8 protein-coding genes are annotated in these 15,033 nt (G+C 33.3%); 5 read left to right on the forward strand and 3 right to left on the reverse strand.

Features of this window, described 5'->3' with window-relative positions:
- Nucleotides 1-13: 13 nt before the first annotated feature.
- A complete protein-coding gene (locus ACFSR1_RS18770) occupies nucleotides 14-2,173 on the reverse strand; it encodes an immunoglobulin-like domain-containing protein (RefSeq protein ID WP_378294587.1) in 2,160 nt (719 codons plus the stop codon).
- A 54-nt stretch (nucleotides 2,174-2,227) separates the two neighbouring features.
- A complete protein-coding gene (locus ACFSR1_RS18775; protein ID WP_378294588.1) occupies nucleotides 2,228-2,782 on the reverse strand; it encodes a conjugal transfer protein TraO in 555 nt (184 codons plus the stop codon).
- A 289-nt stretch (nucleotides 2,783-3,071) separates the two neighbouring features.
- Here ACFSR1_RS18775 and ACFSR1_RS18780 point away from each other — a divergent pair, with 289 nt between their 5' ends.
- From ACFSR1_RS18780 to ACFSR1_RS18795, 4 genes are all read left to right on the forward strand, one after another.
- Nucleotides 3,072-5,510, forward strand: a complete 2,439-nt coding sequence (locus tag ACFSR1_RS18780) for a TonB-dependent receptor domain-containing protein (protein ID WP_378294589.1) — start codon at nucleotides 3,072-3,074, stop codon at nucleotides 5,508-5,510.
- 446 nt (nucleotides 5,511-5,956) lie between these two features.
- Nucleotides 5,957-7,354: a class II fumarate hydratase gene (gene fumC / locus ACFSR1_RS18785; protein ID WP_378294590.1), complete on the forward strand. Its 1,398-nt coding sequence runs from the start codon at nucleotides 5,957-5,959 to the stop codon at nucleotides 7,352-7,354.
- A gap of 189 nt (nucleotides 7,355-7,543) precedes the next feature.
- Nucleotides 7,544-8,719, forward strand: coding sequence for an extracellular catalytic domain type 1 short-chain-length polyhydroxyalkanoate depolymerase (locus tag ACFSR1_RS18790; protein ID WP_378294591.1), 1,176 nt, complete (start codon nucleotides 7,544-7,546; stop codon nucleotides 8,717-8,719).
- A 795-nt stretch (nucleotides 8,720-9,514) separates the two neighbouring features.
- On the forward strand, nucleotides 9,515-12,511 hold the full coding sequence (locus ACFSR1_RS18795; protein ID WP_378294592.1) for a T9SS type A sorting domain-containing protein: 2,997 nt from the start codon (nucleotides 9,515-9,517) through the stop codon (nucleotides 12,509-12,511).
- 577 nt (nucleotides 12,512-13,088) lie between these two features.
- On the opposite strand, the gene ACFSR1_RS18800 is transcribed toward ACFSR1_RS18795, so the two are convergent.
- Complete coding sequence (locus ACFSR1_RS18800; protein ID WP_378294593.1) at nucleotides 13,089-14,366, reverse strand: cystathionine gamma-synthase family protein; 1,278 nt, start codon at nucleotides 14,364-14,366, stop codon at nucleotides 13,089-13,091.
- 209 nt (nucleotides 14,367-14,575) lie between these two features.
- Here ACFSR1_RS18800 and ACFSR1_RS18805 point away from each other — a divergent pair, with 209 nt between their 5' ends.
- Nucleotides 14,576-15,031, forward strand: a complete 456-nt coding sequence (locus ACFSR1_RS18805) for an Lrp/AsnC family transcriptional regulator (protein WP_378294594.1) — start codon at nucleotides 14,576-14,578, stop codon at nucleotides 15,029-15,031.
- Nucleotides 15,032-15,033 lie beyond the last annotated feature (2 nt).

Below are 15,033 nucleotides of genomic sequence, written 5' to 3' on the forward strand. Positions count from 1 at the left end.
ATGTAACACCACTCTATTGTGGTATTCCGTTTCCTGATCCCATATTCTCATTAAAAGTTTCTCCTGCTACCTGAATACTAAAACTGGTTCCATTATTGATGCTAGTTCCATCTGGATCGTGAGATCCAATAAAATTTGCTAAACCATCTACTGGCATAACAAACATAAATCCACTTGTCTCATCAACTCCATCACCATCACCATCTAAACATTGGGTTCCCCCAGAAAGCCCCCAGCAGGTAATTCCTATTCCCAAATTCGTTCCACTAGAATTTAACGCTCTAATATCCGCACTACCAGATCCTGATCCACCAGAGGTCATTGAAACTACCACAGAAGATCCAGCTGGTGCATTTAAAACGCCTGTTGATCTGTTAAAACTCACAGGAGCAACTACATTGATTGTTCTAGTTACCTGATTGGCAGCATTATTTGCAGCATCTCTAACATCATATGTTCTTGTATATATACCAGCCGTACTGGTGTTTACAAAAGTACCTCCAAATACAATCTCATTAGTCAAATTACCATCTACATTATCAGATGCAGTAGCAGTTTCTGTATAGGTATCATTAATTGCCAAAGTTATCGAGCTAGAACCATTTAATAAAATTACAGGTTTCACATCATCAATAACATTAATAGTCTTGGTAATTTCTAACGCATTGTTCCCAGAAGAATCAGTAACGTTATAAGTCCTCGTAAATGTTCCAATAGTATTGGTGTTTACAAAATTTCCTCCAAAAACTATTTGATCCGTTATTATTCCATCTAAATTATCGGTTGCAGTGGCAGTTTCTGTATAAGCTGAACCTATCCCGATAGTAATGTTGTTCGAACTATTTAGATCGATCACCGGAGCAACATCATCAACGACAACAATCGTCCTAGTCACTTCTTCCGCACTATTATTAGAAGAATCTGTAACGTTATAAGTTCTTGTAAAAGACCCAAGAGTATTTGTGTTTACAAAGTCTCCACCAAAAGTTATTTGATCAGTTAGATCCATATCCACATTATCCGATGCAGTAGCAGTTTCAACATAAAGATCAAAAACAGTTATTGTAAGTGTTTCCGGGCCATTCAGACTGATAACAGGAGCCTCTAGATCCGGATCAATTAACTCTAAAGTTATATTTGAACTTTTCGTAATGGGTGTGGTGTTAGAATTAGTTACCTCAAATCTAAGCTCATTAGTCCCGCTTACACTTCCAGAATATAATCCGGTAGTTACACCCACAGCCATAGGAATTTCGCTATCTTCCGTATAAGTCACTCCGTTATACTCAATAGTTCCCGGCTTATTTGCCAAAAATAACATTGTATAATTTGAGTTCCCAACCGTTTCTTCTATTACAAAACTGAACTCTATAGGAGTATTTGTAAATTGCGGATCCACCGGTGGAGCAAAAACTGAAAATGTAAAATCAGGTGTTTCAGTAACTTCAATTAAAATTGTTGCAGTTTTACTAATTCCTAAACTACTGGTTGCAGTTAATATAACCTGAACAGTTCCAACTGTAGCTCCTTCAAACTTCCAGGTAGAATCTCCCGCAGGAACTTCAACATCCGTTGCAGGATCAATTTGCACGTCATCTACAGTAATATTTCCGGTTCCCACTACATCCGCATCAGGGGTTCCAAATGTATATTGCACATTGTAAGTTGCAGTACTAATTTCTGTAATATTCAGGTTTAAATCTAGTTGTCCATCGACATAGGTGTTTTCTGGTGATGCTATAACATCAAATGTAAAATCTGTATCCTTTACATTATATGTAAGCACGAACTCTTCTTCTCTATTCGCTTGATCCTTCAATGTTATTGTTACCCTGTTTGGACCAACTACAGTACCAAGATATTCTATGTTATACTCTGGCCCTTCAGGTAAATCAACAAATTCATTTTCAATAATAGCAACATTATTTACAGAAAACGATCCTGCTCCTTCAGTCACATTATATTTAATTTGATAATCTCCTGCATTTACATCAGTTCCTGCTATAATCGTAAATTGGGATTCCTCTCTAGTATTTACAAAAGCTTCTAAAGTGGTCTCGCTAAATTCAACTTTGAAAAACACCACTAAATCGTCTGTAATTTCTTTTGTACAGGCAATTCCAATAAATAATAGAACAATACCTGATATAATATATTGATAAAACTTTTTCATCTTTTTTAAGTTGATTATTTTAATAGTCTTATGATAAAAGACTTGATTCTAAAACTATTTTAATATTAGCTTGACACCTAATCCGAAATAAGGTGTAAACTCTCCAATCTCACTATTAAAATGATACACCTCTTGAGCTTTAATATTGATAGCTACCGTTGGTATTAAAAATATATCGGCATCTAATCCTGCATAAGCACCAAAAACCACAGTATTGGGATCAAAATCCAATAATAGATTGTTTTCCAGAATGTCATCCCCATTATTCACAATTTCGTAACCTACAGTTCCTCCAGCACCCAAAGCAAGGGCAAAAGTTCTTTTATTATTTCTAAGAACATCAAAAAAGAATCCTGCATTAAAAGCATAAAGATCAACTGGTACTTTTATATTTTTATACTCTAGTTTTGTGAAATTAGCCTGGACGTTAAATTGTAAATAATCAAATTCATTTACTTTATAATCTAGTGTAGCTAAACCTCCAAAACCACCATCAACATAACCACCAGTTAATGATAAGGCAGTTTTATGACTCTGAGCATACATCGAAACTGAAGATAAAAGAACACAGACGACTAATAAATATTTATTAATTAGAGGTTTTTTCATAAATTTTATATTGTGATTTTTGATATTACTAATTTTTATATTTCCCCAAAAAAACAGCTGCAAAACTAAAAAACCGAAACGTAATTCACACTATAAATATTGTGTCTTTGTTGTAACTAAATTCCTTCAAATCATAAAAAAATAAAGAAGTTCTTGATCTTATGTTAATTTAATACAATGAAACTCAACCCTAACTAGTTAAACTTAAGCATAGTACATTATTTAACACCTCTTTAACCACGATACCACTACCCTAATCATATTTTTGGATGCTAACTTTCAAAAAAACATGAAAAGAATAACCTTATTGTTATTTGTCACTCTTATTGGTATTTCATCTTTTGCTCAACAAAACGAAGTAAAGATAACCGGTAAAATTATTGACGAAGAGACCAAAAAACCATTAGAATACGCCACTGTTGCCTTTATAAGTCAGAAAGAGAACAAAGTCATAACGGGTGGAATTACACAAGCTGATGGTAATTTTAGCATTAAAGTTCCAGTCGGTGTTTATTCGGTTTCCTTTGAATATATTTCATTCAAAAAAAAGATACTCACCCAGCAAAAGTTTTTTAAAAATAAGAATCTGGGAACTATTGGTTTAGTTTTAGACACAGAATCCCTGGAAGATGTAGTTGTTATAGCTGAAAAAACTACAGTAGAAATAAAATTAGATAAGAAAATATATAATGTAGGTAAAGATCTTACAGTAAGCGGAGGAACTGTAAGTGATGTATTAGATAATGTTCCTTCAGTTTCTGTGGATGTTGAAGGAAATGTAGCTTTAAGGGGAAACGATAATGTTAGGATATTAATTAATGGGAAACCTTCTGGTCTTGTAGGATTAAATAGCACTGATGCATTACGGCAGTTACCTGCAGAGTCGATTGAGCGTGTAGAGGTAATTACATCACCATCTGCTCGTTATGATGCTGAAGGAACAGCAGGAATTCTTAATATTATTTTGCGAAGAAGCAAATTGCAAGGACTAAATGGTGCGTTAACTCTTAACTCGGGATTCCCTCTACAAGCCGGAATATCAGGAAATATAAATTATAGAACCGGAGATCTTAATTTTTTCACTACTTCTGGATATAACTATCGTGAAGTCCCTGGTAATTCTTTAGCAGAAACGCGCTTTTTTAACATTGATCCGGATACTCAAATCGATGGTCCCGATACTTTTCTAAATGAAAAAAGAGATTTTGACAGAATCAGAAAAGGAATCAATACGAATATAGGTGTAGAATGGTATATTAATGATAGCTCATCTATCACTTCTTCTTTTCTTTATAGATCAAGTGATAATGAGAGGAATACGACAAATTTGATTACAGAACCCGATGCTAATGGAAATATTTTAAGTAGTAATTTACGTTTTGACCCGGAAGTAGAAGACGATATAACCAAGCAGTATTCAATAAACTACAATAAAGATTTTAATGATAGTGGTCACAAGTTAACTTTTGATTTTCAGGTAGAAAATAGCGAAGAGATTGAAAATTCCAGAATTACACAGGAAAATATAACTACCATCGAATTGGTAAATACCGCAGAAAAACAAGATCGTATCCTTCTACAAGCTGATTACGTCCTACCAATAGGTAAAAAAAGCCAATTTGAATTAGGATATAGAGGCAATTTTAATGAATTAGATACTGATTTCTTAGTACAGTTTGATAACAGCGGAACCGTAATTACCGACACTAACTTATCTAATAATCTATTGTTCAAAGAACAAGTGAATGCCGCTTATTCTCAGTATGGAAGTAAAATCGGAAAATTCTCCTACCTATTAGGATTAAGAGTAGAAAGTACAAGAATCACAATTGATCAAAAAACAAGTGGTGATTTCGATAAAAAGATATATACTGACATATTTCCGACAATAAATCTGGGATATAAGTTAACAGATAAACAAAGTTTAACACTTGGCTATAATCGCAGAATCCGAAGACCACGTTCTCGCTTTATCAATCCTTTTCCCTCCAGATCTAGTGCCACCAATATTTTTCAGGGTAATTCTGATTTGGATCCTAGTTACTCTAATGCTTTTGACTTTGGATATCTTAACAGAATAGGAAAGTTAACACTTAATTCATCGATATATTACAATCGATCCACTCAAGTATTTAATTTCATAGCAGAGGATACTGGAGATACTGCAATTATTGGTGATGGAACAATAGTTCCGGTAATTAGAAGAAAACCTATCAATTTGTCTAGCTCTGATCGTTACGGATTTGAATTTAACCTTACCTATAGTCCTAGTAGAAAATGGCGACTTAACGGTAATTTTAATGCATTTCAAAATAACATCAGAGGTGATTTTAACGATCAAAACTTTGATGCAGATAATTTTAGTTGGTTTGCAAGGTTTAGCAATAAACTAACACTTCCCGCAAAAATTGATTGGCAGACTACTGCATTTTATGCAGGGCCAAGTGAAGATGCACAAACCAAAAGAGAAGGACTTCTTAGCGTTAACCTTGCTTTTAGTAAAGATCTTTTTAAAGACAAAGCTTCTTTGACTTTTAACGTAAGTGACCTATTTAATAGTAGAAAACGTCGAAGTATTTCTACAACCGATACATTTATCACGGATAGCGAATTCCAATGGAGAGAGCGAAGCTTTACATTGTCGTTTACATACCGATTTAACCAGAAAAAGAAAAGACAGCGATCCAGAGGTAACTTTAATGGTGGTGATGAAGAGTTTGAAGGATAAATTTTATGATAGCTAAAAAGCATCAAACAAAAAAAGGGAATCAATAAATCGATTCCCTTTTTTAATATATAACTAATGCTATTAATTAAGCTTCTTCTCTAGCCTTACGCTTAGCTTCCTGCTTTAATTTAAAGTTTTCAATAGTCGCTCCAAAAATCCAGTAAGGAACTACAAAGGTTAATAAAAATATCATTAACCAAAATCCTATTGTAAGGATTGTTAAAAATGCTAAAAAACCAAGGTATTGATCAAATTCGAACATAATAGTAATCTAATTTCAATTTTTGCCAAAGATAATAACTCTTACTTTTATCTCATAGCATAAATATGATTTATTTTTAAAACTAAAATATTAATATCTCTTCTATTTAAAAAGTACATTCTTTATTCAGAAATAGCACTACAAATTCTTAAATTTGCGCTTCAAAAAACAAATCATCACCACTATGGAATATAGAATAGAAAAAGATACAATGGGCGAAGTAAAAGTGCCTGCTGATAAACTTTGGGGAGCACAGACAGAACGTTCCAGAAATAACTTCAAAATTGGTGCGCCAGGTTCAATGCCTTTGGAAATTGTATATGGTTTTGCATATCTTAAAAAAGCTGCAGCTTTTACCAACTGCGAACTAGGTGTTCTTCCTATTGAAAAGAGAGATCTTATTGCGCAAGTATGTGATGAAATCTTAGAAGGAAAGCACGATGATCAATTCCCGTTAGTAATCTGGCAAACTGGATCAGGTACACAAAGTAATATGAATGTTAATGAAGTTATTGCGAATCGTGCCCATCAGTTAGCAGGAAAAATAATAGGAGAGGGTGAAAAAACCATTCAGCCAAATGACGATGTAAATAAGTCTCAATCTTCTAATGATACATTTCCTACCGGGATGCATATTGCAGCTTATAAAAAGATTATAGAAGTAACCATACCAGGTATTACACAATTAAGAGATACTCTTAAGAAAAAGTCCGAAACATTTAAAAATGTAGTAAAGATTGGTCGCACGCATTTTATGGATGCTACTCCTCTTACAATTGGACAAGAATTATCTGGCTATGTTTCTCAGTTAGATCACGGACTTAAAGCTTTGGAGAATACTTTACCCCACATGGCAGAAATTGCTTTAGGAGGGACTGCAGTGGGAACAGGTTTAAATACTCCAAAAGGATACGCTAAAAGAGTTTCAGAGTTTATTGCGCAGTTTACAGGATTACCATTTATAACCGCAGAAAATAAATTTGAAGCTTTAGCAGCTCACGATGCTTTTGTAGAAACCCACGGAGCTTTAAAGCAAATTGCCGTGTCCTTAAATAAAATAGGAAACGACATCAGAATGTTGGCATCAGGACCAAGAAGCGGAATTGGTGAGCTAATTATTCCTGCTAATGAACCAGGAAGTTCAATTATGCCTGGAAAAGTGAATCCTACACAATGTGAAGCATTGACTATGGTTTGTGCGCAAGTAATGGGTAATGATGTTGCTATCAATGTTGGCGGAATGCAAGGACATTTTGAACTAAATGTATTTAAACCAGTAATGGCAGCCAATTTATTACAGAGTGCCCAATTAATAGGTGATTCTTGTGTTTCTTTTGATGAACATTGCGCGCAAGGAATCGAACCAAATCAAGCAAGAATAACCGAATTACTAAATAATTCATTAATGCTGGTAACTGCATTAAACACTAAAATCGGATACTATAAAGCTGCAGAAATTGCTAATACAGCGCATAAAAACGGAACTACCTTAAGACAGGAAGCTGTTGCATTAGGCTACGTTACTGAAGAAGAATTTGATCAATGGGTAAAACCAGAAGATATGGTAGGTACCCTTAAATAAAATAAAGTTTCTTTTACAAATAACTAAAGCCAGATTTCCATACATCTGGCTTTTTCAGATATGTTATTGCCCTTATAAAGCTTTTAGATTTTGTTAAGGAATTTTAACATTACACTAACTGTCTAAAAATATTTCCTGCTCACAAAATAATATAACTTGCACCCTTAAATTCGCACAAACTCAAATATCATGACCAACTTTAGCTTAAGAAAAAATAGTTTTTTAAAAACTTTAGGTATCGGAGCCTTACTCCTATTATTTTTTTCTACTACCGGTAATGCCCAACAAACCATTAACGGAACATTACAGCACGATGGCTTAACACGTTCTTATATTTTATATGTTCCTGCATCATATTCTCCAGGTACGAATGTACCATTAGTATTTAATTTCCACGGGTATACATCTAATGCCAATGATCAAATGTTTTATGGAGATTTCAGACCCTTTGCGGATCAAGATGGATTTTTAATCGTACATCCTATGGGTACCGTTGATAATGTAGGAAATACTCATTTTAATGTAGGTTGGGGAACCAGTAATATTGATGATGTTGGTTTTACAGAAGCTTTGATTGATGAAATATCCTCAAATTATTCGATTAATGCAGATAGAATTTATAGTACAGGAATGTCTAACGGAGGTTTTATGAGTTACAAATTAGCTTGTGAACTTAGTGATCGTATTGCTGCGATAGCATCAGTTACCGGAACCATGAACAAAAACCAACCAAATGCATGCACTCCATCACATCAAATTCCAGTGATGGAAATTCACGGGACAGCAGATGCAACAGTACCTTATCAAGGTGCTAATTGGATAGAATCTACACCTGATGTCGTTAGCTTCTGGGCAAGTTTTAATAACTGTGATAGTACTCCAGAAGTTACAAATATAGCTGATACTGCACCAAACGATGGATCCACAGTCGAATATCAAGTCTTCAAAAATGGAGATAATGGCGCCAGAGTAGAACATTATAAGATAATTGACGGAGGTCATAAATGGCCCGGAACCGCTTTTAATTCTGCAGGTACAAATTATGACATTGATGCATCTGCTTTAATTTGGGATTTTTTTTCGAAGTATGATATTAATGGTGTAATAACTACATTATCTGTTGAAGAAGTTGAAGGGAGTGATACATTTTTTAGTGTCTACCCTAATCCTGTAAGCTCTATAATTACCGTAGATTTAAAAATTCAAGAACCTTTGAAATACTCTATTTTTTCGTTAGAAGGAAAACTTATTTCTAAAGGTAGTATATCAGCGAGCAATAATAAAATTGATGTTTCGGCGCTTTCATCTGCAACCATTTATTTTCTAAATATTGCAAATACAATTATTAAAATTCAGAAGAAATAATAATCAATAAAAAACCGGATGCGAATGCATCCGGTTTTTTGTCCCCACTATTATAACTAACTATTAGAATTTCCCCCAAAATTCTAATATGCTGTTTCTTCCAACATACAATTACATCCTATCTGTGTATTGCGTGACTACAAGCACTTGGAAGTTCTCTTAAAAATTCTCTTAAAAATTTGAAGTTAAAGCGAAATGATTTCATAATATCGTTGTGTAAAATTGTTGAATAGACTCTTATTTTTTATTTAATATAAAACTAACTGTTTTGATCATTTAATGAAATAAGTAAAAACCCCTGTATTTCATTATTCCTTTCTATTGTAAACTATTACCTATGAATAGCGTGACTACTAGCTTTAGGAAGTTCTCTTAAAAATTCTAATATAAAACGGAAGTTAATGCCTGGTAAATTCATAATGTTATATGTGTAAAAATGGTTAGTATATCTTTTATTAATATCTCTGGTACAAATATACTTCAGGAATACACATCGCGCAATGGGGGAAAACACCCGAAATGAATAGTGGGATACCCCCTTTTATACTATAAATTAATGATTATCAGGTATTTGATTTAAAAAATACAATTACAACAACTTCAACAAATCACTAATAATGTTAGATTTTTAATGTTACTTTCTACATAACCTACAAATAGTCTCCCGAATATTACGAAAAAACACAGTTAATACTTTTTTGAATTCTATTATACCGTTCATAAGTTCTGGATTATAATTAAAATTGTATAAAAAACTAATAATGTGTAAATTCGTCATCCCAAAACCACCTACTAATGAAAAGCAGTATTACGCTAACAAGTATACTTTCTATATTATTACTATTCGCAGTAAAGTCTATTAGAGAGAAAAAAAACATTCCAGTATATACATCTATAACTTCAATTAATACTATAAAAATGCCTATTGAGGTACTTGGTGAAGAAGGTACCATTGTAGAGCGGTCATTTACTATAGATAATCAAACTCTAAATAATACTTCCAAGATTTGGTTGATGATCAACAACCTGAGTTACCAAAACAAAGGTTCTATAAAAATTAATGATGAATCTTGGCTTACATTAAATCATAATACCACTGAAGTACATCCAAAAGAGTTAGCTTATGGCGGAATGGTACACGGAGGATTTAATACCATACGACTTACAATACCGGCAATTGGATTACAAGAAGGAGCTAATACAATACAATTTAGATTTGACACTTCTGATGGTATTTCAGTGGGATATCGCGTTATTAAAATGAATTTAATAGATTCAGATGATACTAAATTATTGCCTGAAAACTTTTTTATACAAGACGACCCTAGTAATTGGACAGCACCTGATAATAGCTCGGTACAAAATGGTGAAAATTTATGGTTTAATAAAGATTTATGGAATCACTACCCATTAAATAATAATGAAGGATTTTGGTATGCTAAGACTATTCCTGCCAGAAGAACCATAAGAGCTAAGTGTACGGATTGTCATACACAAGATGGTAGAGATCTTGAGATGTTTAGTTATTCTAATCTATCCATTATAGAACGTTCTAAGTTCCATGGATTGACAGAACAAGAAGGAAAAAACATTGCTGCTTATATCAGAAGTCTATCAACTCAATCTAATGTAAGTAGATCCGGTAGACCTTGGAATCCTCCATATCAACCTGGTCCTGTATTAGAAGATAGACCAATAGAACAATGGGCAGCTGGAGCAGGATTAGAATGGGTACTAGAAAATGATGCAGATATGGCACCTTATATTTTTACAAACGGAACTAGTAAAATTGGGGTGAGAAGTGTCTTTGATTCAGATAAAATGGATGATCGTACGCTATTACCGCTTGCAATACAATTCCCAGATTGGAAACATTGGTTACCAATTGTACATCCTAAAGATGCATATACTAAAAATGAATGGTGGAGTAATACCTTACCAGATGCTCAAAACCCTATAAAAACCTATGAATCCATAAGGGATCAATTTGTAAACAATTATGACCCAAACAATATAAATAGTTTTGATGTTCCTCAAAAATTACGCTTATTAGGAAGAGGACTCAATGGTCAATCAGGTTTTAGATTTTTCTACCAGCATGGTGCGGTTGACACAAAACACTGGAGGTCTGAAGGAGGAAATGCGAATCAACACTTAACAAATGGCATTGATCTAGAAATTGCCAAAACCAGTATGGCTAGACTTCAAGCTGTAAAGTATTTTGAATTAGTTAATGAATTTAATCTACAGGATAAAGCATCTCAAACAGTTCCTAATGCAGAAGAAGATCAACCTTTAGATAGACAATGGCCGGTAAAATGGTATTCTGTTTTTGAAGTACCTGCTCATTTTACTTCAGACAATAGCAGACATTATACAGGTCAAGAGCATAAGACAGGCCATTATGAAACCACAACTTGGTATAACTTGCAATTTGTAATTAACGGAGGAAATGGGTTTGTGGGAGGAACCACTCCTACCGACTTTAATTATCACACTCCTTTTATGGGGTTCTCAGCATATTATTCAGGTATATCAGAACCACTTCGCCGTTTCTCTGCCATTAACCAAATGTATCAAATACGCACATGGTCAGGAAATAATGGTCCTGGAAATGAAGGATTTAGAATATCTAATCAAGGAATATGGGAAATGATGGGGAGTAGTAATAGTAATCAGGAATTCCACAATCCTTCTTATGACATTGTAAAACAATTAGATGATATAGAAGCTGGTTTGTCCGACAATGTATTAGAAGCTATGCTTCTTCAATTTCTTGATGAAGCTGAAAAATATGACTTAAGTACGTGGCCCAGAAGAGAAAATGGTGGAGACTATCAGCTAGATTCTGCTAATAAAACCACCAATGACTTAGTAACAATTCAACATAATGGTACTCCGAGTAATCAAAGGCTATTATATCATTATGCAGATAAGTTTTATGATATTATTCCGAGAATTAAGGATAACTTTAATGTGCATTGTAGTATTCTAAATAGAATTACAAATTGGTGTAAAGCTGCCTGGCCTCTTATAGATTTCGAAAAATATCTAATAAATAATTGTAGTGATGAAGTGTTAAATTGTGATACCACTGCTATTGAAAATAGAAATATTTATAAAATAAAAACAACACACGATAAATGTATCAATGCCATAGAGAGCAATGGATATAACATCACACAACAAACTTGCTCTGATAATGATACTGGAAAATGGATCTTGGAAAATGCAGATAGTGGATATTATTATATAAAAAATATAAACACTGGTAATTACATGAGTACAACCGGTAATAGTAATGGTGATCACATTGAAGAAGCCACTTACTCGGGCAATGATACTCAACAATGGCAAATAGTAGAAAAAGATAATTGTAAATTCAATATCATCGCCAAAACTTCTAATAAATGCCTGGATCTGAAAAGTGGAAACAGCGCAGATGGTACTCGCTTTCAATTATGGGATTGTGTGAATACAAGCAGTGAAAATCGCGAATATAGTTTTGAATTTTTAGAATCAGAGACATTAAGTGTAGAAGATCATATCGTACCAAAGATTCAATTGTTTCCAAATCCAACAAATTCTAGTTTAAATATTCAAATACCTAAGATCTTTGAAAACCACAAAACAGAAATTAAGATCTATGATTTTACAGGAAGACTTATCACGGAATTAAACACTCAAGAAAATACAATCAAAATAGATTTAAAAAACCTAACTTCTGGAAGTTATTTCTTTAGAATAAGAAACAATAATAGATCATTTGATAAAATTGTAATCAAAAAATAGTTTCAATTAATTATATAATCTTTGATAAACAAGAAAGCCCAGCTAACCAGAAGCTGAGCTTTCTTTTATCTAAAATTGATAATTCACACCATTTCCAATACAGCACCAATTGCTACTTCATTCAATGTCTGTTCCAGTCACCAAATTATACCTTAACTAGTTTAGGAAAAATTATATCTGGTTATTATTTAACCTTTCACACATTTTGTGGCAGATGGTAGTTCTTTTACAAAGCTAACCACATTGGTAAAAATTGTCTTCATTGTTGAGATAAAATTCATAATGATTAATTTTAAAAGTTTAACATTTTTAGGCCAAAGTAGTTGGATACTAGAGTCGTCACAAAACAAACAGGTTGAGAAGGAAAAAAAACGTTTAAAAAGGAATAATCATCGGCCGAAAATATGCTATCTATGTTTCTATAAGCACTTTGTAGAAAATAAGTTCTGATCAATACTAACGGAATTAGATGCTGGTAATACTTAATCCTATATAAATTTCTATAAAGATTTAGAAACAAAAAAGCCCAGCTAAACCTAATACAGTTAGCTGAGCTTTATTATACAATATGAATGATTTATATGACCTCTAAAGCAGAATCGACTTCTACCTTTTCCAAAGCCTGTTCCAAATCCCAAATCAGATCTTTAGCACTTTCCACTCCAATGGATAATCTAACCAATTGATCGGTAATATTCATTTGCTGTCTCTGTGCTTCGTCTACTCCGGCGTGTGTCATCGTTTTTGGGTGTTCAGATAAACTTTCTGTACTTCCTAAACTTACTGCCAGTTTCATTAGTTTCAGGTCATTAAGGAACATAAAAGCCTCTTTTTCACCACCAACGATATCAAAAGAAACCATCGCTCCCGGCGCAGAACACTGTTTTTTATAAATCGTATGTGCTTTTGTTCCTTCTTCTAATAATCCCAGATAATATACATTTTCTACTTTAGGATGTTTGTTCAAGTAATCTGCAACCACCTGAGCGTTCTGAGTTTGCTGATCCATACGTACCTTTAGTGTCTCTAAACTTCTTAGCATTAACCAAGCTGTGTGTGGACTTACCATATTACCCAAGAATGTTCGTAAGGTTTTTACACGCACCATTAATTCGGCGTTTCCTAATACTGCTCCCGCAATTAAATCACTATGTCCTCCTATATATTTTGTGGCAGAATATAAAACAAGATCAGCACCACACTGCAATGGATGTTGCCATAAAGGTCCCATATAGGTGTTATCAACAGCTACCAACGTTTTTCTTTCTTCTGTACTATACTTTGCAGCAATCTGACTAAACTTTTCTATATCAACAATATCATTGGTTGGGTTAGCAGGAGTTTCCAGATAAATCATTGCCAGTTTATCAGCCTTACCAGAAGCTTTAATCATCTCCTCTACTTCTTCCATACTCTGGTTAGGCATCACTCCTATCGTATCTACTCCAATTTTATCCAAAAAATGATGAATAAAATGATCCGTTCCCCCATATACAGGGTTACTATATACCAATAAATCCCCAGGTTTTAGAAACTCTAATAATACGGTACTAATTGCCGACATACCACTCTCAAATACTGCACAATCATCTGCTTTATCCCAAAGACATAATCTGTTTTCTAATATTTCCAGATTAGGATTATTGATTCTACTATAGATCAATCCTAATTCTTCTTTTTCTGATTTTTCGCGTAATCCATATGCTAATTCAAAAAAGGCTTTTCCTTCTTCTGCTGTCTTAAAAACAAAAGTCGAAGTCTGAAATATTGGACATTTTATGGCTCCTTCTGATAACTCAGGTTTATAACCGTAGGTCATCATTAAACTCTCTGGATTAAAATTGTGATCTTTCATATGTTAGCTATTATATGGTTTTGTAATAATCGAAATTTAGTTTCCTCTTTCCTGAGAAAACACTACCGTTTCGTTAAGGATAAAATTATTCTAAAAAGAATTAAAAACCATATTTTAGGATAAATTAGGAATAAAAACATAATATTTAAAAATTAAAAGAATTTTATTCTATTTTTGATATATCATCGGAATTCAAAGAGAAAAATATTATGGATAAAATAGATCGCTCCATCCTTAATTTATTGCAAAAAGATGGTAAAATAACTATCAAAGAGATTGCAGAACGATTAAGCCTTACTACCACCCCAATTTTTGAAAGGGTTAAAAAATTGGAACGTGAAGGATATATAAAATCCTATAAAGCAATTATCGATAGAAAGAAAGCAGGATTACAACTTATGGTGTTTTGTAATGTTACTTTAAACCTTCACCAAACGGATTATCTAAAAAAATTCGAAAAGGATATTCAGCAATTTCCCGAAGTGGTTGAATGTTATCATGTAGCTGGTATGTTTGACTATTTAATTAAGATATACGCTGAGGATATGGAACGGTATCAGCATTTTCTTTCCAATAAGTTGGCTTCACTAGAAAATATTTCTAAAGTACAAAGCTCGTTTGTAATGACAGAAGTAAAAGATTTTTCATTTTTACCAATTCCATAGAA

Origin of the sequence: Aquimarina rubra (genome assembly GCF_042684305.1) — a bacterium.
GTDB classification, from domain to species: Bacteria; Bacteroidota; Bacteroidia; order Flavobacteriales; family Flavobacteriaceae; genus Aquimarina; species Aquimarina rubra.

What these genes read in the sequence shown, in the direction of transcription:
- ACFSR1_RS18770 (WP_378294587.1), bottom strand. Translation starts at nt 2,173, where the DNA reads ATGAAAAAGTTTTATCAATATATTATATCAGGTATTGTTCTATTATTT.
- ACFSR1_RS18775 (WP_378294588.1), bottom strand. Translation starts at nt 2,782, where the DNA reads ATGAAAAAACCTCTAATTAATAAATATTTATTAGTCGTCTGTGTTCTT.
- ACFSR1_RS18780 (WP_378294589.1), top strand. Translation starts at nt 3,072, where the DNA reads ATGAAAAGAATAACCTTATTGTTATTTGTCACTCTTATTGGTATTTCA.
- fumC (WP_378294590.1), top strand. Translation starts at nt 5,957, where the DNA reads ATGGAATATAGAATAGAAAAAGATACAATGGGCGAAGTAAAAGTGCCT.
- ACFSR1_RS18790 (WP_378294591.1), top strand. Translation starts at nt 7,544, where the DNA reads ATGACCAACTTTAGCTTAAGAAAAAATAGTTTTTTAAAAACTTTAGGT.
- ACFSR1_RS18795 (WP_378294592.1), top strand. Translation starts at nt 9,515, where the DNA reads ATGAAAAGCAGTATTACGCTAACAAGTATACTTTCTATATTATTACTA.
- ACFSR1_RS18800 (WP_378294593.1), bottom strand. Translation starts at nt 14,366, where the DNA reads ATGAAAGATCACAATTTTAATCCAGAGAGTTTAATGATGACCTACGGT.
- ACFSR1_RS18805 (WP_378294594.1), top strand. Translation starts at nt 14,576, where the DNA reads ATGGATAAAATAGATCGCTCCATCCTTAATTTATTGCAAAAAGATGGT.